Source organism: Streptococcus ratti FA-1 = DSM 20564, from assembly GCF_000286075.1.
GTDB lineage: Bacteria > Bacillota > Bacilli > Lactobacillales > Streptococcaceae > Streptococcus > Streptococcus ratti.
Genome location: NZ_AJTZ01000005.1, coordinates 265,732 through 288,993 on the forward strand (window position 1 = coordinate 265,732; position 23,262 = coordinate 288,993).

Genomic DNA, 23,262 nt, shown 5'->3' on the forward strand with positions numbered 1-23,262 from the left:
CTACCATTTGCCAAGGATGATGCGATTTTCCAGTACTAAATATTTTCTGAATGAGCATCAAGGAATTGTCTAAAAGATGAGCTCGATTTGTATTTTTGAAATTTTAGCCCACTAAAAGGATATCTCATCTGGTTGGGCTGTCACTAGGAGCTAGTCTCGCTTTAAAACTGTTGGAACGGCAGACGGATTTGCATGATCGAGTTATTATTGATGGTTCTGGTCATCAACCCATTAAAGGGTATCGCAAAATTATTGTTACAGTCCATTTGATGTCCTTTTTAAAAAAGACCAAATTGGTGGAAAATTTAATGAGTAAAATGATACAGGCAGATGGAGTGACAAGTCAAGAAGTGCAATCGTTTATAGCAGATATGCTAAGAGCATCTAAAAAGTCATTTCCTCATGTAATGTCGCAAGCTAATTTGCTGAGACTGAATTTAAATATTGATAATCCAGTTTTCTTTGTTTTGGGTGCAAAGAATCTTCGTCCATGCATGCGTCGCATCAGTTACTGGCAGAAATCAACAGTCAGAGTGAGTGTGCCTATTTTCCAGAAAGGGGATATGCTTGGCTATTTAGCAATGTGGATACGCATATTCAGCTGGTAAAATACTGTTTTCAGGGATATCCTTTCCCAGAAAAGTTAAAATATGTTAATCGCTTCTTAACAGCTGCTGCTTGGAGTATTTGGATGGTTTTATTTCAATTGACGAATGGATAAAATTATACCTTTCAAAAAGGTCATTTAGGCACTGTGATGTAATCACTGCTTAAATTGACTTTTTTGTTTTTTGTCTTATAATATGTATACAAACTATATGTATGCATATTATAAATGGAGAGATACAATGGAAATTCAAAATTCGCTAGGATTTATTCTGAATACGAGTGCCAAATTGATGAAAAGGCGTTTAGATGCGGAGCTGAAAGCATTTGATATTACTTCCTCGCAATGGGCAGTCTTAAAACTATTAGCTTGTGAAGATAATTTATCGCAAGCAGAGATTTCAGATAAGCTGAATACTGACAGAGCAACATGCGGAGCTGTGATTGAAAAACTCACGTTAAAGGGTCTTGTAACAAAAGCACTATCAAAAGAGGACCGCAGAAGCTATAAGGTGAAGATTTCTCCCAAGGCTTCAGTTATTTTAGAGAAAATAGCACAAAAGGCTGATGAAGTTAATAATTTGGCAATACAAGGACTAACCAATGATGAACTGAAACTATTTATTAAATGCTTGCATACAATTACAAAAAATTGTGAGAAATAGGACAAAGTATTAGTTTCTGCATACAATTTAATTGGAGGTGCATAAAATGAAACTTACAATATGGGTTATGCTCATAGTTGGAATAATTGAGCTAACAGCAAATACATTTTTTCTAATCAATTTAGGCAGAGGAAAGGGTTTGAAAATTGCCAAAAAATTTCATGGTGATTTTCCGGTATATGCGACTGACAAGGCATGGCTTGTCAAAATAGTATCATCAGTAATTCTCGGAATAATTGCTCTTCTTGCCAGCTACACAATAAGTAAAGATTTTTCCATAAAGATAATATTATCCAATCTATTTTCCTTTGGAATGCTGATTATGTGTATAGTGCAAGCCTTATTATATGGGAAAAAACATATACCTGCTCGGATAAGTGTAGTTTTGGGAATCATATTCGTTATGTTCACTATTTTAAAATTATAAGCAGCTGGTCATAAAAGTTATGACAAAATGGTTTTTATGCCCTATATGTAAAAATAAAACAGGCTTGAAATAAGAGGCGATACAGAGATAATTAATTTCACCTTTACTGTCCTAAGTGTAAATTAGAAACTTTGGTCAATATAAAAGAGTTCAAAACTACAATAATTAAAGAGCTGGACACAAAGAAGCAAAGCCGATAATGTAAGATATAAAATCTTATGTTGCCGGCTATCTTTAGTAGGAGAATTATCATGAAAAATATATATTATAAGCCGATTTTATACGGCGTTTACTTACGAACATAAAACACCATTATCCATACAAAAGAAGCCTCCGTGTTTTTTACCTTCACAAATAATATATAAGCAAACACTGCATAAACAGAGAGCAATCTGTTTGTGCTTTTTTTATTTATCTAAAATTTTTTGACCGACCGTCAATGCAACAAATTCCCTTTTCACGCCAGGACTAAGAGTAAAAGGAGATAAAGGGGCAAAGCTCCCTTCAGAGTGTAGACAAACACATTTTTCAATGCAAACATGCTTTGAAGTTCTTCAAATATCGATTAAATGGCTTTGGTTTGCGAGCGAAGCGATCCTTAATCCGAGACTTTCCGCCGTGATAAAAGTGGCAGAAACCCCATTGTTTCTGCCACTCGGAAGATTTGAGACCTTAGGCTCAAATCTTAGGCATGGAATTCCGAAGGAAGTCGCTGCCGTCCGCATCACCTAAGGAAAGTCTCACAAAAGACTTTGTCTTCAAGTTGAAAGGAGCAAAGCTCCCTTTCTTTCAATCCAAAGAAAGGGGTGAAAACATGGAACCATTATCTTTTCAGACGAAAATTTAGCTAAAAAGCTTGCAAAAATTTTTAAATGTGCTATACTTAACCAGTAAATAATTAACTGGTTAACAAAAAAGGAGATTTAGATGAAGAAAAAACCTGTTATCATCATATCACTGCTCATGTCTATATTACTGGCAGCTGTCACATTTTTAATGAATCAGAAAGAAAGCAAGAAAACCGATGGCAAGATAGCTGTCGTTACTACCTTTTATCCCATGTATGAATTTACAAAAAATATTGTTGGCAATCAAGGGCAGGTCTCTCTCTTAATCAAAGCGGGAACAGAAGTCCATGACTTTGAACCGTCAACCAGAGATATTAGCAAAATTCAGGATGCTGACGCCTTTGTCTACGATTCTGACAGCATGGAAACTTGGGTCAAATCTGTTAAAAAAACGATTAATACTAAAAAGGTACCATTTGTCAAAGCAACAGGTAATATGGTTTTAGCGCCAGGAGTGGCAGAGGAAGGAGAACATGGTCATAAAGGGCATCATCATGCTTATGATCCTCACGTTTGGCTGTCACCAAAACGTGCTATTAAGTTGGTGGAAAATATTCGTGATGATCTCTCTAAAAGTTTTCCTCGTCGTGCTGAAGTCTTCAAGAAAAATGCAGCAAACTATATTGAAAAACTTCAGTCCTTGGACAAGGAGTACTCAGAAGTCCTCACCAATGCAAAACAAAAATCTTTTGTCACACAGCATGCAGCTTTTGGCTACTTGGCCCTTGATTATGGCTTGACTCAAATTCCGATTACAGGCTTAACAGCTGAATCTGAACCTTCAGCTAAACGTTTGGCAGAACTTTCTAAATATGTTAAAGAGTACGGCATTAACTATATTTATTTTGAAGAAAATGCCTCTTCAGCCGTTTCCAAAACCTTGGCTGATGAAGCTGGTGTCAAAACGGCTGTACTGAGCCCTTTGGAAAGTCTGACAAAAAAGCAGATGGTGGCTGGCGAAAATTATTTTTCTGTCATGCGGCGCAATCTAAAAGCTCTCCAAAAAACGACAGATACAGCCGGCAAGGCTATTAAGCCTGAAACAGATAACAGCAAGACTGTTGCTAATGGCTACTTTAAGGATAAGAATGTGAAAGATCGCAAACTTTCCGATTGGACGGGTAAGTGGCAGTCAGTTTATCCTTATTTAAAAGACGGCAGTTTGGATAGTGTTTGGGATTATAAGGCCAAGTCTAAAAAAGATATGACTGCGCAGGAATATAAGGCTTATTACACTAAAGGCTACAAGACAGATGTTGACAAGATTGTTATTGATGGCAAGAAAAATACAGTTACCTTTACCCAAAAAGGCAAGGATTATAAGTATACCTATAAATATGTTGGTTACAAGATTCTCAAGTATTCAAAAGGAAATCGCGGTGTTCGCTATCTTTTTGAAACAAAGGCAAAGAATGTTGGCTCCTTCAAATACATTCAATTTAGCGACCATGACATCAAACCTCAAAAGGCAGAGCATTTCCATCTGTTCTGGGGCAGTGAAAGCCAGGATAAGCTGCTGGAAGAACTGGAAAACTGGCCAACCTACTATCCAAGTAAATTAAGCGGTCAAGAAATTGCTCAGGAAATTGTGGCTCACTAAAGACAGCCTGTTAAAATCAAGAAAAAAGCAAAGCAGCCGACAATTTTAAGATGAAGCGGCTGCTTTATTTTTTGTGAGTCATTGAGAAATGATGAAAAGGGCTGTTGCTATTTAGATGAGTAAACGTTTGCAAATAATCCTGCTATTTCTTATAATAGCAGTAATGAAGAAAGGAGTGCTTATGAAAGCAGCAGTTGTTTATAAAGCTGGTGGTCCGGATGCTTTTGTCATCGAGGATAGGCCGCTCCCTAAACTCAAAGCAGGGTGGAGTCTCATCAAGGTTTTAGGCTTTGGTATCAACCATTCAGAAATTTTCACAAGGCAAGGGCTGTCTCCCAGTGTTACCTTTCCCAGAATTTTGGGAATTGAATGTATCGGAGAGGTTGTTCAGACACGGTCTCCCTATCTAAAGGCTAACCAGCAGATTATTTCTATCATGGGAGAAATGGGGCGCGATTTTGATGGTTCTTATGCAGAATACACACTTCTGCCGGATGAGCAGATTTATCCTGTTAAAACGGATTTGCCGATAGAAAAGTTAGCTGCTCTGCCTGAAACTTATTATACTGCCTACGGTGCTTTTAAAAACCTGCAAATTAAAGCAGGAGATGTGACTCTGATACGGGGAGCATCGTCTGGTGTTGGTCTGGCCATGCTTGGTCTGATTAAGGCACAGTTTCCTCAAAATAAGGTTTTCGGCAGCAGCCGCCATCTAGAAAAAGAGGCTGTTTTATTAAACTTGGGCTACGATGAGATTATTTTGGATGAAAACAATGTTTTACAAACGGATTTGAGCTTTGATAAAATTTTAGAGTTAATCGGGCCGGCCTCTGTCAAAGATTCTTTTGATCATATTAACGAGCAGGGGATTGTCTGCTCCAATGGTCAGCTGGGCGGCCGCTGGTATCTGGAAGACTTCGATCCGATTATGGAATTAAAGCACAACAGTTATCTGACAAGTTTTTACTCTGGTAATGTTGACCGAAAAAAGCTACAGGAAATGCTGGATTATGTGACTAAATTCCAAGTTCCGATTCGTGTTGAGAGGACTTTTAAACTAGAGGACATTAGCAAAGCCCATGCTTATATTGAAAGCGCAGCGGGTTTTGGTAAGGTTATTGTTTTAAATTAGGGCTTCTGAGCCCGCAAAACAGGAAAAACTCAGCCTGTCTTGCAGTTTGTAACCTATAGTAGAGATCGGCTGTAAAAAGAAAGAGGAAAAAATGGTTTATATTGAAAAACTTCAGCCTAGCAAGGTATTAGATTTAAAAAAAGAAGTTCCGATTGAAGAAGAGCAGATGCTTAGTAAAACACTGGTACAGCGGAAGGAACTGGGAATGACACTTTTCTCACTGGATAAGGATCAGGAGATCAGCCGCCACTCATCACCTGGTGATGCCATGGTTAATGTTTTAAGCGGTCTGGCAGAAATTACTATTGATGAAGATGTCTTTGAAGTAGCTGCTGGCCAGACTATTGTTATGCCGGCGGGTATTCCGCACAGCCTTTATGCAAAAGAAGCCTTTCAAATGCTGCTAGTTGTTGTAAAACCAGAGGTGGACCATGATTGATAATCTTTTAGAGCTAGTAAAATACCATGACGGGCAAATTGCCAGCCGCTCTTTAACCAAGAAATTGGGAATGAATAATCCCATCACTCTCTATGCCATGCCAGCTGGTGAGTCCATTAGTAATGAAAGCAGTAAATTATGCAAATTGATACAGGTTTTAGAAGGCAGTTTGCAAGTGGAAATAGCGGGAGAGAAGCATATTCTTAATCATCAAGGCTTGATTAGCATTGCTGCCAATCAAGTACACAATCTCTATGCGCTTAAAGATACTAAGCTGTTGCAGATAGAAGGGGAATAACGAAAACAGCTGAACAAACAAAAAACCTTGACAAAGCAAGGTTTTTCTTTCTTATTTGAGACCGTATTTTTTGTTGAAACGATCGACACGTCCGTCTGCTTGAGTGAATTTTTGACGTCCTGTGTAGAATGGGTGTGAATCAGATGAAATTTCCACACGGATGAGTGGGTATGTTTCACCTTCGAATTCAACGGTTTCATTTGAAGTCTTAGTTGAACCGCTGAGGAACTGATAGCCAGTTGAAGTATCCATGAAGACAACTGGACGGTATTCTGGATGAATATCTTTTCTCATTTTAAAAAATTTCCTTTCTGCCATAGCCCTTTTCGAGCCATAGTTAATCAACTATTCTAGTCTAGCAAAACTTTGCCCAATTGGCAAGTCTTTTATAGGATTTTTTTGCTTGGCCGCCCTTCTTGGAACACTTTGTTCGACTTCTTTGATGGTCTTATTGCTAATAGGGGGCCAGATAAGCTATAATAGTAGCAATGTTTGAGAGATAGCATCTGAAATTGGCTGATATAGAAGATTATTCACGGATACCCATGAACAAAGCTTATATAGAGATGGGCAAATCAGCCTCCTTAATCCCTATAAATTAAAGATTAGTGACAGTATCGCAAAGAGAGGAAAGAACCAAGCAACTTTTAAGGGATTAGCAATCAGGACATTAGGCTTGCCTTGAGCGTCCAGACAGAGCTAGTCTTTTGACAAGGTAATAGAGGAGGATTTAGATGTTTACAAGAAAAGATGGTTTTGCCATTCGCCCCTTAAGGGCAGACGATTTAGAAATGTATTATGAAGAAGGTTTTCATCCTTTAGATCCAGCTGTTGTCTATTTTACTGGAGGGACTGCCGATTTTTCAAAGGAGGAGATCAGAGCTTATCTGAATAAGATCAGTCAGGACAGCAGCCGCTTTGATTTTGCCATCTTAAATCCCCAAGGGCGTATCATCGGGGAGGTGGTCATCAACGAGATTGACCAAGAAGTAAGGCAGGCTAATTTTAGGATTCTCTTGTTTTCACAAGCCTATCGCCATCGCGGCATAGGAAGCTGGGCGACCAATTTTGCGCTGGATTTCGCTTTCCAAGAACTAAACCTTCACCGTCTGTCACTTGAGGTTTTCTCTTACAATCAAGCTGCACAGGCCATGTATAGAAAAGTAGGCTTTAAAGAGGAAGGACGCCTGCGTCACGCCATCTTAGACGGAGAAAATTATGCCGACCTAATCTTGATGGCGATCTTAGAAGAAGACTATCACCAATTAAGAACAGGCGGTTGCTGACAACCGCCTGTTTGTTTCTTTAAATGAGTGCTTTCTGTAATTCCTTGTAAATGTCTTCATTCTCGTCGAGAGAATAAGAGTTCGCACCGCTAGCTAAGGGATGGCCGCCGCCGGCATGTCTTTTGGCAACTTCATTGATGACGGTAGACTTGCTGCGCAGGCGCACGCGGTAATGGCCGTCCGGCTGTTCCACAAAAATGGCCCAGGCTTCCACACTGTCGATTTTTCCTGGACTTCCGACAATGGCGGATGTTTCTGCATCGGTTAGTTCATATTCTTTCATCAGATCCTGTGTAAGGGTGACACGCGCTGCTCCATGTGCATCAATTTCAAGATGGTCAAAGACATAAGCCTGCAATTTAGCCACTTTATAGGGGAACGAGTCCATCTGCCGAACCATAGTCGCAAAGTCAAAGTCATATTTCCGAAGTTCACTGGCGATTGCTAAGGTTTTGGCGCTTGTGGCAGGATAGAGAAAGCGTCCGGTATCTCCGACAATACCGGCATAGAGAAGACGTGCAGCCGAATCAGAGAGCTTGAGCTGATGTGACAAGGCAAAATCAGCAATGATTTCACTGGCGCTTGAAGCACTTGTATCAACGAGAGAAATATCGCCATATTGGTCTTCGTCTGGATGGTGATCAATCTTAATCTGAAATGCTCCTTGGCCATAACGTTTGTCATCAATCCGAGGCCGATTGGCAGTGTCAACAATAATAACAAGAGCACCGTGATAATCCTCATCCTGAACGGAATCCATCTGCGTCAGCCAGGCAAGACTTGGTTCATCAAAACCAGTTGCTTTAACGGTTTTTTGGGGGAAATTGGTTTTGATAATTTCTTTTAAGCCAACCTGACTGCCTAGGGCATCAGGATCAGGCTTCATATGACGGTGGATGATGATGGTATCATAAGTTTTAATTTTTTCTAGAATTTGTTCGAATAAAGTCATGTTTTGTCCTTATAGTTATTTTATTTCTTTAACTTCATGTCAATATGAGGAATACCGTCTTCTAAATATTCTTGAGAGCTAGGCTGGAAACCAAAGGAGGCATAAAAAGATTTTAGATATGCCTGAGCCTGAATGTAAATAGGCTGGTTTGGAAATGTTTTTTGACAGATACTGAGTGCTTTAGTGACAAGCTCTTTTGCTAGTCCTTTTTTCCTATTTTCTGGACTAACTAAAACGCGTCCAATTTGAACAAGCTCATTATTTGGAATAATACGACAATAAGCAGAAACAGCTTGGCCATTTTCCAAAAACAAATGAAGGGCAGTCAAATCCTTGTCATCAACTTCGGGGTAGGCACAATTTTGTTCAACCACGAAGATATCTGTACGTACCTTGTAGATAGCAAATAATTCATGTGTGGACAATTCATCAAATGTTTTTAGTTTCCACATAATAAAACCTCCATGGCACTATTATAGCATGAAAAACCCAGTCCTCAAACAGGATTGGGTTTTCCTTATGTGATGGCTTTATAATCAGCTTTCAAAGCCCGCTTAACAGCAGGACGCTGAGCGATTCTTTGCGTCCAGTCTAGTAAGTGTTGGTAGGTGTCTAAAGCGAGAAATTCATAGGCTCCCTCGTAAAGGGCATCCTGTGCTAAACGGCCATACCAAGACCAGACAGCTATATCAGCGATGGTATAGTCTTCTCCGGCAATGTAGGACTTATCAGCTAATTCCTTATCCAATAAGTCTAGCTGACGCTTGGTTTCCATCGTAAAGCGATTGATGGGATATTCTAATTTTTCAGGAGCATAGTTGAAAAAATGACCGAAACCGCCACCGACAAAGGGAGCTGCCCCCATTTGCCAAAAGAGCCAATTAAGAACTTCTGTTCTTTGCGCCCAATCTTTAGGAATGAAGTGTCCAAATTTATCAGCTAAATAAAGCAAAATAGAGCCAGATTCAAAGACACGGATGCTCGGTTCCTGAGACTTATCCAAAAGAGCTGGAATTTTAGAGTTGGGGTTGATGGCAACGAAATCAGAACCAAATTGGTCGCCCTCCATGATGGAAATTTTGAAGAGGTCATAATCCGCTTCTTTGACACCAAGCTCGCGCAGTTCTTCCAGCATAATAGTTACTTTAATACCGTTAGGTGTGCCTAAAGAATAAACCTGCAGCGGCTTGTCACCTTGAGGTAGTTTTTGGTCGAAACGGCTGCCAGCAGTCGGACGGTTGATGCCAGAAAATTTTCCTTGATTGCTTTCCTCATCAGACCAAACTTTTGGCGGGATATAGTGAGACATAATTTCTCCTTTCAAATGCTAAGATATTTTCAAAATATAGCACAGAAAAATGAGAAAAGCAACTGAAATATGTTATGATAGATAGCAATAGAAATTGGAGTCTGATAATGAAAAACATTTTACATGATTTGGCAAAGACTGAGCTGCACTGTCATTTAGATGGTTCTTTATCATTTGAGGCTATTCGAGAATTAGCTAGAATGGCAGATATAGCGCTGCCTGAGTCAGATAGCGAACTTGCAAAATTAGTAACGGTTCCTGAAAACTCTGAAAGTTTACTTGACTATTTAAAGACCTTTGACTTTATTCGTCCGCTGCTGCAGACCACGGAGGCTCTTCGTTTGGCTGCCTATGATGTGGCCAAACAGGCTGCTGCTGAAAATGTCATTTATATTGAGATTCGATTTGCACCTGAGCTGTCTATGGACAAAGGTTTGACGGCTGTTCAGACGGTGGAGGCGGTAGAAGAGGGCTTGAGACAGGCTCAGGCTGACTTTGGTATTGTCGCTAAGGCCTTGATCTGTGGTATGAGGCAGTCGTCTCAGCAGCTAACAAAAGATATTTTTAAACAGATTAGTGCTGCAGAAGGATTGGACTATGCTGGTTTTGACTTTGCCGGCAATGAGCATGATTTTCCGCCGGCAGATATAGCTGAGCTCATCCGCTATACACAGAATTTAGATCGACCTATGACCTTTCATGCTGGCGAGTGCGGCTGTCCTAGCCATATTGCTCAGTCAATAGCCTTGGGGCTCAAACGTTTGGGGCATGTCACAGCTATCCATGATCATCCGGAATTGATAGCAGACTTTGTTAAGAATGAGGTGACAGCAGAGCTATGCTTGACTAGCAATCTTCAAACTAAGGCGGCCAAGTCTCTAGCAGATTTTCCCTATCAAGAACTCTATAAAGCTGGTGCAAAAATAACGATTAATACTGATAACCGCACTGTTTCCAATACTAATTTAACAAAGGAATATCAGCTGTTTGCGGACTATTTCAGAACCAGTCTGGCAGATTTTTATCGCTTTAATCAGATTGCCATTGAGGCTTCTTTTGCCTCTGAAATTGAAAAGTCAGAGCTTTTATCTGCCTTGGCAGCAGCTTATCAAGAGATTGATTAAAATATTTTAAAAGTCAAAAAACTATGATATAATCAAGTTACTATTATTTTGGAGGGTATTATGGCTTTCGCTAAGATTGTTTTTGCTAGTATGACAGGAAATACGGAGGAAATTGCTGATATTGTTGCTCAGAAATTAGAGGAATTAGGACACACGGTTGATGTGGATGAGTGTACGACAGTAGATGCCGATGAATTTCAGGATGCCGATATTGCAATTGTAGCCAGCTATACTTATGGTGACGGTGATCTTCCTGATGAGATTGTAGATTTCTATGAAGATCTGCAAGACCTTGACCTTTCAGGTAAGATTTACGGTGTTGTTGGTTCTGGTGATACTTTCTACGATGATTTTTGCAAATCTGTCGATGATTTTGAATTGGCCTTTGAAGGAACGGGTGCCACAAAAGGAGCTGATTCTGTCAAGGTTGATTTGGCAGCAGAAGATGAAGATATTGACAATCTGGAACGTTTTGCAGAAGAGATTTCTAGTAAGGTCGGCTAGATAAGATATACTGAGGCTGTGAGCTGATTTAGGAATTAACATGTCACTGTTAAGGATCGGCTTGCGGCTTTTTTATTATTGCTAATGCAGCATTGGAGGGTTGCAGGCCTGAATTTTCGTAAGAAAAAGAGTATAATGAAAATGAAAGCGAGTTTTTTCAATACTAAACAGATTTACTTTTAGATGTGAGGTGAGATCGATTGAAGAATAGAGATTATGCTTTTGGCTTTCATGATGATGTTAAGCCTCTTTACTCAACAGGTAAGGGACTGACAGAAGAAGTTGTCCGTAATATTTCTGAGGTTAAAAATGAACCTCAGTGGATGTTAGATTATCGTTTGCGCTGTTTGGAACTTTTTTATAAATTACCCATGCCTAAATGGGGCCCAGATTTATCCGGTATTAATTTTGATGATGTCATTTATTATCAAAAACTCAGCGGTCAGCCTTCCAGAAGCTGGGATGATGTTCCTGATGAAATTAAAAAAACCTTTGAACGTTTGGGGATTCCAAATGCAGAGCAGCAGTTCTTATCAGGTGCCGTGGCTCAGTATGAGTCAGAAGTAGTTTACCATAATATGAAGGAAGAATTTGAAAAACTGGGCATTATTTTTACGGATACAGATACAGCCTTGCAGGAATATCCTGACCTTGTGAGAAAGTATTTTGCGACGGTTGTTTCGCCTGCTGAGCATAAATTTGCAGCTCTAAACGGTGCTGTCTGGTCGGGCGGAACTTTCATCTATGTTCCTAAAGGTGTCCAATGTCAGATTCCTGTTCAAACTTATTTTCGCATTAACGGTGAAAATGCCGGTCAATTTGAACGTTCACTCATCATTCTTGAAGAAGGTGCCTCCATTCAATATATTGAGGGCTGTACGGCTCCAACATATTCAACCAATAGTTTGCATGCGGCTACTGTGGAAATTATTGTTAAGCGTGATGCTTCTTTTCGCTACACCACTATTCAAAATTGGTCCGATAATGTCTATAACCTTGTTACCGAAAGAGGAACAGTAGAAGAAAACGGAACTTTGGAATGGATTGATGGCAATCTTGGCAGTAAGGTCAATATGAAATATCCTTGTTCGATTTTAAATGGTCCGCATGCCAGAACATCTGTTCTATCCATGTCCTTTGCCAATTACGGCCAGCATCTGGACGCTGGCTGTAAGGTTTATCATAATGCTCCTAGGACTTCCAGTACTCTGATTTCCAAGTCAGTCGCTAAAGATGGCGGTAAAACGGATTACCGTGGGACTGTAAAGTTTGGGAAAAACAGTGCAGGCTCCAAGTCGCATATTGAATGTGATACCATTTTGATGGACGGTGAGTCCAGTTCAGATACGATTCCTTTCAATGAAATTCATAATTCAGATGTTTCTTTGGAGCATGAAGCCAAGGTTTCTAAAGTGTCTGAAGAACAGCTTTATTACATTATGAGCCGTGGTATCAGTGAAGAAGAAGCGACTGCTATGATTATTAATGGCTTTATGGATCCCATCACCAAAGAGCTGCCGATGGAATACGCCGTGGAATTAAATGCACTCATCAATATGAGCATGGAAGGTTCGGTCGGCTGACAGACTTTAATGCTGCTTACTCTTTAAAGCAGCAAGCCGAATAAAAGAAGGATTGGATAAACACACCTGCCCAATTTACCTTTGAGCCTTAGTGTGAGAAGAAATCAACTATGAAAAAAATATCTGTAAAATACAAGCAAATCAGCCGCTTCTTTCTTTGGCTGGGTCTGGTAATGACAGCTGCCTATCTTGCCTTTGTTCTTTATCGCTATTGGGATCGCTGGCTGCTGCTTTTAAATCCTCAAAGGGCTGTTAAAGCTTTTGAACAGCAGTTTCGTTCAGAAAACGTACTTAATTTTGTCATTTTAACGCTTTTAACCAGCCTGACGTCTGCCCTTCCATTTTTGTCCAGCTCTGTCCTGTCTGTTTTTAACGGACTGGTTTTTGGACCTTGGCTGGGAAGCTTGATGAATATCAGTGGCAATATGCTGGGCCATTTTTTCCTGATTCAGGTCATGGCCCGTATCAATTTGACAGAAAAAGACAGCAAATTAAATGAGCGGTTGGATAAACTGACACAGCTCAAAAATCCTTATCTGGCTTTGGCACTGGGCTATATGATTCCTTTTATTCCATCTTTTTTAGTGGATTATACAGTTCTTGATACCAAGATATCTTGGCAACGCTGGCTGTTTTGTCTGGTATTGGGAGTGACTCCGGCCAGTGTTCTCTATGCTTTCGGCGGCCATGCCCTTATGCAGGGGAATGTGAAACAGCTCCTTTTCATTGTTGCTGTTGTTCTTGTTTGTTTGATTGTTTATAAAAGTTTTGAACAAAAGAAAGGCTAGAAGCAAGGCCTTTTTTTTGCTATAATGAAGCAAAGGAGTAGATGATGGATTTACAAGATATTAGAGAGCAGATTGATGCTATTGACAGGGAATTAGTTTCTTGTTTAGAAAAGCGCATGGATTTGGTCAGCCAGGTTGCTGCCTATAAAAAAGCAACCGGCAAGGCAGTGCTGGATCCCGAACGTGAGCAGCTCCTGCTGCAAAGAATAGCCGCATTAGTTGCCAATGAGGCTTACCGTCCAGCTATTTTAGCGACCTTTGTTGATATTCTCAAACATTCAAGAGATTATCAGATAAAAGCATTGGGAGAGGATGCAGATGGAAGCCTTTCTTGATTTGAAGAAAAACGGTCGCCTATTGCTGGTATCAGCAGCAGCTATTCTTGTAGGCCTGCTAGTCGGCGTTGTTGACATGATTTTTGGTGTTGTTTTGAATGCCTTGACCGTATTTCGGGACAGTCATTTTTTATTCCTCATTCCTTTTTTGTCCCTGTCCGGTCTTTTGATTGTTTTTCTTTATGATCATTTTGGCGGCAAAAGTATTAAGGGAATGGGGTTGGTTTTTGATGTCGCTGATGAGAGGGAAAAGGCTATTCCTAAAAGATTAGTGCCTTTAGCTATTTTTTCAACCTGGCTGACCCATCTGTTTGGCGGCAGTGCCGGCCGTGAAGGAGTGGCTGTCCAGATAGGGGCAGCCTTATCTCATGCCTTTTCTCCTATTTTTTCATTTAAAGAATCTTCAAGAAGCTTTTTGATTATCGGAATTGCAGCAGGTTTTGCAGGACTCTTTCAAACGCCCATAGCAGCTATACTTTTTGCCCTTGAAGTTCTTGTTATCGGCCGCTTAGAGCTGGCTGCGCTTTTGCCTACCTGTCTGGCTGCTTATACTGCCAGCTATACTTCGCATTTATTAGGATTGAAAAAATTTACCCGCTCAATAGAGGTAAATATGGAGCTCAATCCTCTGCTGTTTTTAAAATTTGCGCTTTTGGGCATATTGTTTGGGCTGACAGGAACTCTTTTTGCCTATTTATTAAGAAGAACCAAGCTAGCCTTGGTTCTGCGCTTTAGAAGACCCTACCAGCGCATAATGATAATAGGGCTGCTGCTCAGTGTATTATTGATTGTGCTGGGTATGGGACGCTATTCTGGTTTGAGTACAGACCTGATTGCAGCCAGTTTTTCAAAGGACGGCAATGTCTATCCTTTCGATTGGTTTTTTAAGCTGATTTTAACAGTTCTAACCCTGTCTGCAGGCTATCAAGGCGGTGAAGTAATGCCTATGTTTACAATCGGAGCAACCCTTGGTGCAGTGCTTGCGCCTTTATTTCATTTGCCGGCAGACTTTGTTGCAGCTCTTGGCTATGCCAGTGTTTTTGGCAGCGGAACGGGAACTTTTTTGGCACCGATTTTTATTGGCGGTGAAATTTTCGGCTTTGATAACATTCCTTATTTGTTTATTGTCGTTTGTTTTGCCAGTATTATAAAAAAACGTATCAGCGTTTACGGTGCCCAAAAAACAAGCTCAAAGATTTGAGAAAGGCTTAGTATCTTTTTAAAAAGGAGATGGGATGACGGAAAAGAAACTTCAGGAAGCTAAGGAACTCCCTTATTCAGTTTTGATTTTGCTGGCTTTAATGGGAATCCTTATAGGCGGTATTGTAGGAGCGATTGATGCTGTATTTGGCCGTGTTCTTTTGTATTTGACTGCTGTCAGAACAGCACATCCTTGGTATTTCTTGCCCTTTTTAGGACTTATTGGCTTAGCGATTGTCTATGCTTATCGCAGTATCGGCGGTAAAAGCAGCAAGGGCATGGGTCTGTTGTTTGAGGTTGGTTTTGACGAGGAAAAAACGATTCCCAAGCGGTTAGTGCCGATGGCTGTTGCAACAACTTGGCTGACCCATTTGTTTGGCGGCAGTGCCGGCCGCGAAGGTGTTGCGGTACAGCTGGGAGGAGCAGTTTCTCATTGGTTCAGCCGCTTTTTTCACTTTCCTAATAAATCGCGTATTTTTCTCCTTACCGGAATGGCAGCTGGCTTTGCAGGTCTCTTTCAAACACCGATGGCTGCGATTCTATTTGCCCTAGAAGTATTGATTGTCGGCAATCTTAGTCTTAGTGCCTTGGTGCCAATGACTGTTGCCTCTTTTACTGCAAGTCTGACTTCACACAGTCTCGGACTGGAAAAATTTTCTCATGTGATTTCTGAGACTCTTTCGCTGACCCCAAAACTCTTTATAGAATTGCTTGTTCTCGGTCTTTTCTTTGGTTTGGCCGGAAATCTTTTTGCCTATCTCCTAGCAAGAATTAAACAGCTGCAAGCGCGGCTGTTTCCCAACCCCTGCTTGAGGATCTTAGTGACTGGAATAGTGTTAAGTATTCTGTTTCTCAGCCTTCATCAGGGACGTTATTCGGGGCTGGGAACCAATTTGATTGCGGCCAGTTTTTCTGGCCAGCAAATTTATGTTTATGATTGGCTGTTAAAATTAATTTTAACCGTTCTGACCTTATCTGCTGGCTTTCAAGGCGGTGAGGTGACGCCCTTATTTGCAATTGGTTCTTCCCTAGGAGTTTTCTTAGCCGGTTTCTTTAACCTGCCGGCTGAGCTGGTTGCGGCTTTAGGTTATATCAGCGTTTTTGGCAGTGCCACTAATACTTATTTAGCACCGATTTTTATTGGAGGAGAGGTTTTTGGCTATCAGAATTTGCCAGCCTACTTTATCGCAGCAACCTTTGCCTATGTTGTAAACCGCAGGCAGTCCATCTATGCGCTTCAGAGGATTAGAGAACATTCAGCAAAGCAGTGAAATTTATTCTTTCAGATGAAGATAATAAAGTGTATTGCAGAATGTTTTTGCTACTAGGCATTTAATAAGACTATTAAAAATCAAGGCTGGAGCTTTTGTAATATTTTACTTTACAGCTGCCGTAGATTTTGTTACAATATTTTTTGTGTGTAATGGACGCACAAAAACGGCTAATCCGCTGGGACAGAAAGCTCTCATGATTAGTAAGATAAGGAGAAGAAAAAATGAATCCATTAATCCAAAGTTTGACTGAAGGTCAGCTTCGCACTGATATTCCAAGTTTCCGTCCTGGTGACACTGTTCGTGTTCATGCCAAGGTTGTCGAAGGAAACCGCGAACGTATCCAGATCTTTGAAGGGGTTGTTATTTCTCGCAAAGGTCAAGGCATTTCAGAAATGTACACTGTTCGTAAGATTTCAAGCGGTGTCGGAGTTGAACGTACTTTCCCTATTCACACACCGCGTGTTGAAAAAATCGAAGTTGTTCGTCACGGTAAAGTGCGTCGTGCTAAACTTTACTACCTGCGCGCATTGCAAGGTAAGGCTGCACGTATCAAAGAACGTCAGTAAAAATAATTTAGAAAGGTCTTTGTTAGAGAGGCCTTTTTAAATTTTCAAAATTCACAGGACTATTCTTGATCCGGCAAATAAGGCTTGCATTCCTTTTTTGTCTAGGGTACAATAGAAAGAGTTAATTGGTCCCCTTAGTTAAATGGATATAACATCTTCCTCCTAAGAAGCAGTTGCTGGTTCGATTCCGGCAGGGGATATTTTGGAATTTTGATGAGAGTAGTTTCGCTGATTTTACAGCCTTTAAGCGATGCTGACTATTGAAATAAGCCGTTTTAATTTTTGGGATAAAAAGTTTTTTATGTACAATAACACTAAGCCTTTTTGGACGGCAGCCATCAGGAATCTGCCTGCAGTAAAGGGCTTTTTAGTATATCATTTTTAGATTCGTCATTGGTAAGCAAGCAGTTAAAACAAAGATCATTGTCAAGTTTCAGAGAATTGACAGGCAAATGCAGGGAAGAAAAGTGATTTGACTTATTCAATGATTATTTTAATCTTTGTTTAGAGGATTTTAGCTTTTAAGACACGATGAAGTTATAAAAATGATATAATGTTTTCTATAACATTCTTAGGAGCAAGCATGGCAACGAAAAAAAACCTATTGACAGTCGAGTTGATTATTCTCTGATTTTACCAGTCTTCTTTTTAGTGCTGATTGGACTGTACTCCGTCTATACTGCAACGATTCATGACTATCCCAGTAAGATTGCTTTTGTGATGGGACAGCAGCTGATTTGGCTGGTTATAGGAGGCGTCATTAGTTTTGTTGTCATGCTTTTTAGCACAGAATTTCTTTGGAAAATCACACCGTATTTATATGGTTTAGGCCTTGTCCTGATGATTTTACCCTTGATTTTTTACAGCCCGGAGCTAGTGGCTTCAACTGGCGCTAAAAACTGGGTTTCCATTGGCTCAGTCACGCTCTTTCAGCCTTCTGAATTCATGAAGATTTCTTATATTTTAATTCTGGCACACCTGACCGTCAGCTTTAAGCAGAAATATAAGGACGGAGAAAAGGATTTGCGGGAAGATGGCAAGCTGTTGCTGTGGTTCGCCCTTTTAACCTTGCCGATTATGGTTTTGCTGGCTTTACAGAAAGATTTGGGAACGGCTATGGTCTTTATGGCTATTTTAGTGGGTCTGGTTCTCATCGCTGGCATTTCCTGGCAGATTATTTTGCCGGTCGCAGGAGCAGTGATCCTTATAGTTGCGCTCTTCATGGTTGTCTTTTTGGTGCCGGGAGGAAAAGAATTTCTTTATCATCATATGGGCATGGATACTTATCAGATTAATCGTCTGTCAGCTTGGTTAAATCCCTTTGATTATGCTGGCAGCATTGCCTATCAGCAGACGCAAGGGATGATTTCTATCGGCAGCGGCGGTTTGTTTGGCAAGGGGGTCAATGTTGTTGATTTGCCTGTTCCTGTGCGTGAAAGCGATATGATTTTTACAGTCATTGCTGAGAATTTTGGCTTTATCGGCGGCAGCATCGTTTTAGCTCTGTATTTGATTTTGATTTACCGCATGCTGCGTGTAACTTTTGCTTCTAATAATTTGTTTTATACTTATATTTCAACTGGCTTTATCATGATGATTCTCTTTCATATTTTTGAAAATATTGGAGCAGCCGTTGGAATTTTGCCTTTAACTGGTATTCCGCTGCCCTTTATTTCTCAGGGCGGAAGTTCCCTGATTTCAAACTTAATCGGTGTCGGTTTGGTGCTTTCGATGTCTTACCAAAACAGCCTTAATCAGGAAAGAGCAATGGAAAAACACTTTAAATATCCTAAGAAAAAAACAGAAGCTAAAAAAGCCTCTAAGGCTTAAATCAGACTTGTTCTATCAGAGCTTTTATCATGAAATCTTGTTTAAAAAGTATCGTTTTTATGTAAACGGTGCTTTTCTACCATTTGTCAAGTCTATCAACGGTTTTGAGAACTATTTTTTTCTACCATTTGTCAAGTCTATCAACGGTTTTGAGAACTATTTTTTAAAGATATAGTAGATGTTTAAAGTCTACTGTATCTTTTTAAGTTGTTTAAATCTAAAAAGTGTACACTAAACCAACACCTTATTTTGTGATTTTTTTGATAAGGTGTTACAATAATAGTGCATAACCCCTTTATTGATTTTGGGTTGAAGTATAATCGTAAAGTTTGTTATGCGTTATGAGGTAATACATTGTCCGAATGAGACGATGTATGGAGGCAATCGTGTGCGGCTTAGTTGAAGTCGTTTGCGATTGTCTTTTTCGTTTCTCATAAAAGTCTGCGATATGGCAAGGATTGGTGTGACTGGCTGAAGCGATATTGTGAATGCATTTGAAAAGAATCTTTCTGGCATAAGGGTTGCCGCGTTTGGTAATATGTTCCTGTGCCAAAAAGTTTCCAGATTCATAGTGCCTAAGATCAATGCCGATAAAGGCGTTGATTTGATTGGCAGAATGAAACCGACGAATGTCACCGAGTTCACCAATAATGCTTGTTGCAGTTGTTTCAGCGATACCAGGAATAGAGAGAAGGATCTCATATTCTGGTAAGGATTGAGCTAGTTCCACCATTTCGTCTAAGATTGTTTGTCTCTTTTCAGAAAGTCTGAGTAATTCTTGTGCATAGTAACGGATCTCTTCGAACATTGGAGAGGTTTTCTTAACGGCACAATAAGACTGATTGGCTAGTGCTGTCAGCTTCTCTGCTAAGTAAACCACACGCTTGTCAGAAATGCGTTTTGAAGTGGATTGCCGAATACTATCTAAGAGTTCATTGCCATCCCTATCTAAGACCAACTCCTTACAAGGAAAAGTCATGACCAATTTCCAGTATTGTTCCCCAGTTGGTGTTGCCAAGATATTTTCCAACTCTGGGAAAGTGACTTGCAAAACCTTGTGCAGACGATTTTTGGCCCGAACAATGTCCTCAGTCAGATTCTGATAGAAACGGCTGAGATCCCGCAAGTTTTGGTAGACTTCTTCTTGGACATAAGTCGGTTTACGATTCAGCACAAATTGAGATTGAGCCAGTTTTTCAGCGTCAATTTGATCGGTTTTACGCACACGCAAGCTATCCAGTTGCTTCTTAGCTTCTAAGGGATTAAGTCGTGTGTAAGCATAGCCATTATCTTCTAGAAAAGCTTGGAGACGGCGAGAGTAGACACCTGTTGCTTCAAAGATGATTTCTGGCTTGTGGACGGTTTTCAAATCGCCAAGTAGCCGAGCAAAGCCAATGGCATCATTGGGCATGGTATAGCCATGAACCTTCTCGCCGTTGACTAGAATAGCCACTTCTGAACTTACCTTACTCACGTCAATCCCAAATACTACTCGCATGCTATTACCTCTTTGTCTTGAATGATTCCTTGTTTTAGTGATGTCATTTTCAATACGCGACGTCTGGCGCCCCACATACTTTGATAACATTCTTCCTAAAACAGGTGTCTTGCCAGTTTTTATTGCGACGTCTAGCGTCAAAAGCACCCACGACTTAACAAGACACCTCTACTTTAACATAAAGAAAAAGCAGTGAGTACTTTCTCCCGTTGGAGATTTCCTCACTACTAATCTTAGTATGTTTTTATTGTGTAGCTGCTCAATGATTGTATAAAAATCTTTTTGTGGTCTCTAAAACAGCCAAGTTAATTTGTCTAGAAAAAGAACATTGTTATTTTTGAAAAAGCGATATCCTGAATTTTATAAAAGGTTCTTTTCCCGCTGAAAATGCTGCATTTCATGTATTTATCCTAGTTTTTCTTGCGGTCCTAACTGTCAAAAATCTTAAAAATATGTTACAATGAAAGATATGAATTATCAGGATTATATCTGGGATTTAGGCGGAACGCTGCTTGATAATTACGGCATGTCAGCCAAGGCCTTTGCTGTTACTCTGGCAGATTTTGGGATTTTAGCCTCTTATCAGCAGGTCTATGACAAACTGCGTGAGTCAACAGATGCTGCGATTGCTTATTTTGTGCCTAATCAGCCGGATTTTTTAAAAGCCTATAAGAAAAATGAGGCTAAATTTTTAGAACATCCCATTCTTTTCAAAGGAGCCAAGGAAATTCTTGAGAAGATTGCAGCAAGCGGCAGCCGCAATTTTTTAGTCTCTCACCGAGATAATCAGGTTTTGGATATTCTGGAAAAAACAGGGATTGCTCCCTTTTTTACAGAAGTTGTCACCAGCAGCAGCGGCTTTGCCAGAAAGCCGGATCCCACCAGTATGCTTTACCTCAAGAAAAAATATGCTATCAAAAAGGCGCTGGTTATTGGTGACCGCAGGATTGATATCGAAGCCGGCCAGGCGGCTGGCTTTGATACAGTACTGACAGACGGTTCTCAATCTCTGATAGAAATCATAAATTAAAGGTTAGGATAATGACAGAAGAAAATAAAAGTTTAGATCAGTTAGCTCAAGAATATGATGCCAGTCAGATCCAGGTTCTGGAAGGTCTGGAAGCTGTGCGGATGCGTCCGGGCATGTATATCGGTTCAACTTCTAAAGAAGGTCTTCATCACCTTGTCTGGGAAATTGTTGATAATTCCATTGACGAGGCTTTGGCAGGTTTTGCCAGCCATATTCAGGTATTTATTGAAGAAGATAATTCGATTACGGTTATTGATGACGGCCGCGGCATTCCAGTTGATATTCAGGAAAAAACCGGCCGTCCGGCAGTTGAAACGGTCTTTACGGTCCTTCATGCCGGCGGGAAATTCGGCGGCGGCGGTTACAAGGTATCTGGCGGTCTCCATGGTGTTGGCTCATCTGTTGTTAATGCTCTGTCAACGCAATTAGATGTTCGAGTTCATAAGAACGGCAAGATTCATTTTCAGGAGTATTATCGCGGCGTTGTTGCTGATGATTTAAAAGTGATTGGTGATACCGATATTACCGGAACGATTGTTCATTTCACACCAGACCCTGAAATTTTCACGGAGACCACTGAATTTGATTTTGACAAACTGGCTAAACGTATTCAAGAACTTGCCTTTTTGAATAAAGGTTTGAGAATCTCGATTACAGACAAGCGTCCTGGTCAGGAAAAAAGTGAGGAGTTCCATTATGAGGGCGGTATCGTCAGCTATGTGGAATTCATCAATGAAAATAAGGATGTTATATTTAATCACCCTATCTATACGGACGGTGAAATGGACGGTATTACGGTTGAAGTGGCCATGCAGTATACAAGCGGTTTTCATGAAAACATCATGAGTTTTGCCAATAACATCCATACCCATGAAGGCGGAACGCATGAACAAGGTTTCCGTACGGCCCTGACCCGTGTCATCAATGACTATGCTAAGAAAAATAAGATTCTCAAAGAAAATGAGGATAATTTGACTGGGGAAGATGTCCGCGAAGGTCTGACAGCTATTATCTCAGTTAAGCATCCCAATCCGCAGTTTGAAGGCCAGACTAAGACCAAGCTTGGCAATTCAGAGGTGGTTAAGATTACCAACCGTCTTTTCAGTGATGCTCTCAGCCGTTTCTTATTGGAAAATCCGCAGACGGCTAAAAAAATTGTTGAAAAAGGGATACTGGCTTCTAAAGCGCGGATTGCGGCTAAACGGGCACGTGAAGTGACTCGCAAGAAGTCTGGTTTGGAAATTTCCAATTTGCCGGGCAAACTGGCAGACTGCTCCTCAAATGATCCTATGCAAAATGAGCTCTTTATCGTAGAGGGGGATTCCGCAGGCGGTTCTGCTAAGTCCGGCCGCAATCGGGAATTTCAGGCAATTCTGCCTATTCGCGGCAAAATTCTCAATGTCGAAAAGGCCACCATGGATAAAATTTTAGCCAATGACGAGATCAGAAGTCTCTTTACGGCTATGGGGACAGGCTTTGGAGCAGACTTTGATGTCTCCAAGGCCCGCTATCAAAAATTGGTTATCATGACCGATGCCGATGTTGACGGTGCCCATATCAGAACGCTTCTTCTGACGCTTATTTACCGCTTCATGCGCCCTGTCCTTGAGGCTGGCTATGTTTATATTGCTCAGCCACCGATTTATGGAGTCAAGGTTGGCAGTGATATTAAGGAATACATTCAGCCGGGCAATGATCAGGAAGAAAAGCTGCAGGAAGCTTTAGAAAAATACAGTCAGGGCCGCTCTAAGCCGACCGTTCAGCGTTACAAGGGCCTGGGAGAAATGGATGACCATCAGCTGTGGGAAACGACGATGAATCCGGATAACCGCCTGATGGCCCGTGTCTCTGTAGACGATGCTGCTGAGGCCGATAAGATATTTGACATGCTCATGGGGGATCGTGTTGAACCTCGCCGTGAATTTATTGAAGAAAATGCGGTTTATAGTACGCTTGACATTTAATCGA

The 23,262-nt window shown here is 40.6% G+C and carries 25 protein-coding genes and 1 tRNA gene; 21 read left to right on the plus strand and 5 right to left on the minus strand.

Features of this window, described 5'->3' with window-relative positions:
* The first annotated feature begins 170 nt into the window (after positions 1–170).
* The 8 genes from SRA_RS10440 (at position 171) to SRA_RS03320 (ending at position 6,015) form a co-directional block, all read left to right on the plus strand.
* Entirely contained in the window at positions 171–608 is a 438-nt protein-coding gene (locus SRA_RS10440; protein ID WP_003087615.1) for a hypothetical protein, read from the plus strand.
* A gap of 240 nt (positions 609–848) precedes the next feature.
* The gene (locus SRA_RS03295; protein WP_003087617.1) at positions 849–1,271 is read left to right on the plus strand and encodes a MarR family winged helix-turn-helix transcriptional regulator; all 423 of its coding nucleotides are present in this window, start codon (positions 849–851) and stop codon (positions 1,269–1,271) included.
* Between the two features lie 46 nt (positions 1,272–1,317).
* Positions 1,318–1,698, plus strand: coding sequence for a hypothetical protein (locus SRA_RS03300; RefSeq protein WP_003087619.1), 381 nt, complete (start codon positions 1,318–1,320; stop codon positions 1,696–1,698).
* A gap of 131 nt (positions 1,699–1,829) precedes the next feature.
* The gene (locus SRA_RS10555; RefSeq protein ID WP_404827216.1) at positions 1,830–1,898 is read left to right on the plus strand and encodes a hypothetical protein; all 69 of its coding nucleotides are present in this window, start codon (positions 1,830–1,832) and stop codon (positions 1,896–1,898) included.
* 727 nt (positions 1,899–2,625) lie between these two features.
* On the plus strand, positions 2,626–4,146 hold the full coding sequence (locus tag SRA_RS03305; protein ID WP_003087621.1) for a metal ABC transporter solute-binding protein, Zn/Mn family: 1,521 nt from the start codon (positions 2,626–2,628) through the stop codon (positions 4,144–4,146).
* A 181-nt stretch (positions 4,147–4,327) separates the two neighbouring features.
* Positions 4,328–5,278: a zinc-binding dehydrogenase gene (locus tag SRA_RS03310; protein WP_003087623.1), complete on the plus strand. Its 951-nt coding sequence runs from the start codon at positions 4,328–4,330 to the stop codon at positions 5,276–5,278.
* Between the two features lie 91 nt (positions 5,279–5,369).
* Positions 5,370–5,717, plus strand: coding sequence for a cupin domain-containing protein (locus SRA_RS03315; protein ID WP_003087625.1), 348 nt, complete (start codon positions 5,370–5,372; stop codon positions 5,715–5,717).
* On the plus strand, positions 5,710–6,015 hold the full coding sequence (locus SRA_RS03320; RefSeq protein WP_003087626.1) for a cupin domain-containing protein: 306 nt from the start codon (positions 5,710–5,712) through the stop codon (positions 6,013–6,015). The genes SRA_RS03315 and SRA_RS03320 overlap by 8 nt, the downstream gene beginning before the upstream one ends.
* A gap of 51 nt (positions 6,016–6,066) precedes the next feature.
* Here SRA_RS03320 and SRA_RS03325 read toward each other — a convergent pair whose 3' ends face one another.
* Complete coding sequence (locus tag SRA_RS03325; RefSeq protein ID WP_003087628.1) at positions 6,067–6,309, minus strand: type B 50S ribosomal protein L31; 243 nt, start codon at positions 6,307–6,309, stop codon at positions 6,067–6,069.
* A 440-nt stretch (positions 6,310–6,749) separates the two neighbouring features.
* Here SRA_RS03325 and SRA_RS03330 point away from each other — a divergent pair, with 440 nt between their 5' ends.
* Positions 6,750–7,301: a GNAT family N-acetyltransferase gene (locus SRA_RS03330; RefSeq protein WP_003087630.1), complete on the plus strand. Its 552-nt coding sequence runs from the start codon at positions 6,750–6,752 to the stop codon at positions 7,299–7,301.
* Positions 7,302–7,320: 19 nt separating this feature from the next.
* On the opposite strand, the gene SRA_RS03335 is transcribed toward SRA_RS03330, so the two are convergent.
* From SRA_RS03335 to yghU, 3 genes are all read right to left on the minus strand, one after another.
* A complete protein-coding gene (locus SRA_RS03335) occupies positions 7,321–8,253 on the minus strand; it encodes a DHH family phosphoesterase (RefSeq protein WP_003087631.1) in 933 nt (310 codons plus the stop codon).
* 20 nt (positions 8,254–8,273) lie between these two features.
* On the minus strand, positions 8,274–8,705 hold the full coding sequence (locus tag SRA_RS03340; RefSeq protein ID WP_003087632.1) for a GNAT family N-acetyltransferase: 432 nt from the start codon (positions 8,703–8,705) through the stop codon (positions 8,274–8,276).
* A 65-nt stretch (positions 8,706–8,770) separates the two neighbouring features.
* Positions 8,771–9,562 (minus strand): glutathione-dependent disulfide-bond oxidoreductase, encoded by a 792-nt coding sequence (yghU, locus tag SRA_RS03345; RefSeq protein WP_003087633.1) that lies wholly within the window; start codon positions 9,560–9,562, stop codon positions 8,771–8,773.
* A gap of 74 nt (positions 9,563–9,636) precedes the next feature.
* Here yghU and add point away from each other — a divergent pair, with 74 nt between their 5' ends.
* From add to SRA_RS03395, 10 genes are all read left to right on the plus strand, one after another.
* Positions 9,637–10,686 (plus strand): adenosine deaminase, encoded by a 1,050-nt coding sequence (add, locus tag SRA_RS03350; protein ID WP_126417919.1) that lies wholly within the window; start codon positions 9,637–9,639, stop codon positions 10,684–10,686.
* 60 nt (positions 10,687–10,746) lie between these two features.
* Entirely contained in the window at positions 10,747–11,190 is a 444-nt protein-coding gene (locus tag SRA_RS03355; protein WP_003087636.1) for a flavodoxin, read from the plus strand.
* Between the two features lie 200 nt (positions 11,191–11,390).
* On the plus strand, positions 11,391–12,773 hold the full coding sequence (gene sufB, locus SRA_RS03360; protein ID WP_003087638.1) for a Fe-S cluster assembly protein SufB: 1,383 nt from the start codon (positions 11,391–11,393) through the stop codon (positions 12,771–12,773).
* Between the two features lie 110 nt (positions 12,774–12,883).
* A complete protein-coding gene (locus SRA_RS03365; protein ID WP_003087640.1) occupies positions 12,884–13,561 on the plus strand; it encodes a TVP38/TMEM64 family protein in 678 nt (225 codons plus the stop codon).
* 44 nt (positions 13,562–13,605) lie between these two features.
* Positions 13,606–13,896, plus strand: a complete 291-nt coding sequence (locus tag SRA_RS03370; protein WP_003087641.1) for a chorismate mutase — start codon at positions 13,606–13,608, stop codon at positions 13,894–13,896.
* Complete coding sequence (locus tag SRA_RS03375) at positions 13,880–15,097, plus strand: chloride channel protein (protein WP_003087643.1); 1,218 nt, start codon at positions 13,880–13,882, stop codon at positions 15,095–15,097. Before SRA_RS03370 ends, SRA_RS03375 begins: the two co-directional genes overlap by 17 nt.
* 34 nt (positions 15,098–15,131) lie before the next feature.
* Positions 15,132–16,367, plus strand: a complete 1,236-nt coding sequence (locus SRA_RS03380; protein WP_003087645.1) for a voltage-gated chloride channel family protein — start codon at positions 15,132–15,134, stop codon at positions 16,365–16,367.
* 224 nt (positions 16,368–16,591) lie between these two features.
* Positions 16,592–16,936: a 50S ribosomal protein L19 gene (rplS, locus tag SRA_RS03385; protein ID WP_003087647.1), complete on the plus strand. Its 345-nt coding sequence runs from the start codon at positions 16,592–16,594 to the stop codon at positions 16,934–16,936.
* 128 nt (positions 16,937–17,064) lie between these two features.
* Positions 17,065–17,136 (plus strand) — tRNA-Arg (locus SRA_RS03390).
* Between the two features lie 367 nt (positions 17,137–17,503).
* Positions 17,504–18,766: an FtsW/RodA/SpoVE family cell cycle protein gene (locus SRA_RS03395; RefSeq protein WP_040840827.1), complete on the plus strand. Its 1,263-nt coding sequence runs from the start codon at positions 17,504–17,506 to the stop codon at positions 18,764–18,766.
* A 295-nt stretch (positions 18,767–19,061) separates the two neighbouring features.
* On the opposite strand, the gene SRA_RS03400 is transcribed toward SRA_RS03395, so the two are convergent.
* Positions 19,062–20,264: an IS110 family RNA-guided transposase gene (locus tag SRA_RS03400; RefSeq protein WP_003086305.1), complete on the minus strand. Its 1,203-nt coding sequence runs from the start codon at positions 20,262–20,264 to the stop codon at positions 19,062–19,064.
* A 469-nt stretch (positions 20,265–20,733) separates the two neighbouring features.
* On the opposite strand from SRA_RS03400, the gene SRA_RS03405 reads away from it, so the two are divergent.
* Positions 20,734–21,294, plus strand: a complete 561-nt coding sequence (locus SRA_RS03405; protein ID WP_003091246.1) for an HAD-IA family hydrolase — start codon at positions 20,734–20,736, stop codon at positions 21,292–21,294.
* A gap of 11 nt (positions 21,295–21,305) precedes the next feature.
* Positions 21,306–23,258, plus strand: a complete 1,953-nt coding sequence (gyrB, locus tag SRA_RS03410) for a DNA topoisomerase (ATP-hydrolyzing) subunit B (protein WP_003087660.1) — start codon at positions 21,306–21,308, stop codon at positions 23,256–23,258.
* Positions 23,259–23,262 lie beyond the last annotated feature (4 nt).

Excerpts from the sequence above, each read along its gene's own strand:
- SRA_RS03315 (WP_003087625.1), top strand. The coding sequence starts at position 5,370 with ATGGTTTATATTGAAAAACTTCAGCCTAGCAAGGTATTAGATTTAAAA.
- SRA_RS03330 (WP_003087630.1), top strand. The coding sequence starts at position 6,750 with ATGTTTACAAGAAAAGATGGTTTTGCCATTCGCCCCTTAAGGGCAGAC.
- rplS (WP_003087647.1), top strand. The coding sequence starts at position 16,592 with ATGAATCCATTAATCCAAAGTTTGACTGAAGGTCAGCTTCGCACTGAT.
- add (WP_126417919.1), top strand. The coding sequence starts at position 9,637 with ATGATAGATAGCAATAGAAATTGGAGTCTGATAATGAAAAACATTTTA.
- SRA_RS03405 (WP_003091246.1), top strand. The coding sequence starts at position 20,734 with ATGAATTATCAGGATTATATCTGGGATTTAGGCGGAACGCTGCTTGAT.
- SRA_RS03305 (WP_003087621.1), top strand. The coding sequence starts at position 2,626 with ATGAAGAAAAAACCTGTTATCATCATATCACTGCTCATGTCTATATTA.
- SRA_RS03365 (WP_003087640.1), top strand. The coding sequence starts at position 12,884 with ATGAAAAAAATATCTGTAAAATACAAGCAAATCAGCCGCTTCTTTCTT.
- SRA_RS03320 (WP_003087626.1), top strand. The coding sequence starts at position 5,710 with ATGATTGATAATCTTTTAGAGCTAGTAAAATACCATGACGGGCAAATT.
- yghU (WP_003087633.1), bottom strand. The coding sequence starts at position 9,562 with ATGTCTCACTATATCCCGCCAAAAGTTTGGTCTGATGAGGAAAGCAAT.
- SRA_RS03340 (WP_003087632.1), bottom strand. The coding sequence starts at position 8,705 with ATGTGGAAACTAAAAACATTTGATGAATTGTCCACACATGAATTATTT.
- SRA_RS03335 (WP_003087631.1), bottom strand. The coding sequence starts at position 8,253 with ATGACTTTATTCGAACAAATTCTAGAAAAAATTAAAACTTATGATACC.
- SRA_RS03400 (WP_003086305.1), bottom strand. The coding sequence starts at position 20,264 with ATGCGAGTAGTATTTGGGATTGACGTGAGTAAGGTAAGTTCAGAAGTG.
- SRA_RS03355 (WP_003087636.1), top strand. The coding sequence starts at position 10,747 with ATGGCTTTCGCTAAGATTGTTTTTGCTAGTATGACAGGAAATACGGAG.
- SRA_RS03380 (WP_003087645.1), top strand. The coding sequence starts at position 15,132 with ATGACGGAAAAGAAACTTCAGGAAGCTAAGGAACTCCCTTATTCAGTT.
- SRA_RS03370 (WP_003087641.1), top strand. The coding sequence starts at position 13,606 with ATGGATTTACAAGATATTAGAGAGCAGATTGATGCTATTGACAGGGAA.
- gyrB (WP_003087660.1), top strand. The coding sequence starts at position 21,306 with ATGACAGAAGAAAATAAAAGTTTAGATCAGTTAGCTCAAGAATATGAT.
- SRA_RS03375 (WP_003087643.1), top strand. The coding sequence starts at position 13,880 with ATGGAAGCCTTTCTTGATTTGAAGAAAAACGGTCGCCTATTGCTGGTA.
- SRA_RS03295 (WP_003087617.1), top strand. The coding sequence starts at position 849 with ATGGAAATTCAAAATTCGCTAGGATTTATTCTGAATACGAGTGCCAAA.
- SRA_RS03310 (WP_003087623.1), top strand. The coding sequence starts at position 4,328 with ATGAAAGCAGCAGTTGTTTATAAAGCTGGTGGTCCGGATGCTTTTGTC.
- SRA_RS03325 (WP_003087628.1), bottom strand. The coding sequence starts at position 6,309 with ATGAGAAAAGATATTCATCCAGAATACCGTCCAGTTGTCTTCATGGAT.
- SRA_RS03300 (WP_003087619.1), top strand. The coding sequence starts at position 1,318 with ATGAAACTTACAATATGGGTTATGCTCATAGTTGGAATAATTGAGCTA.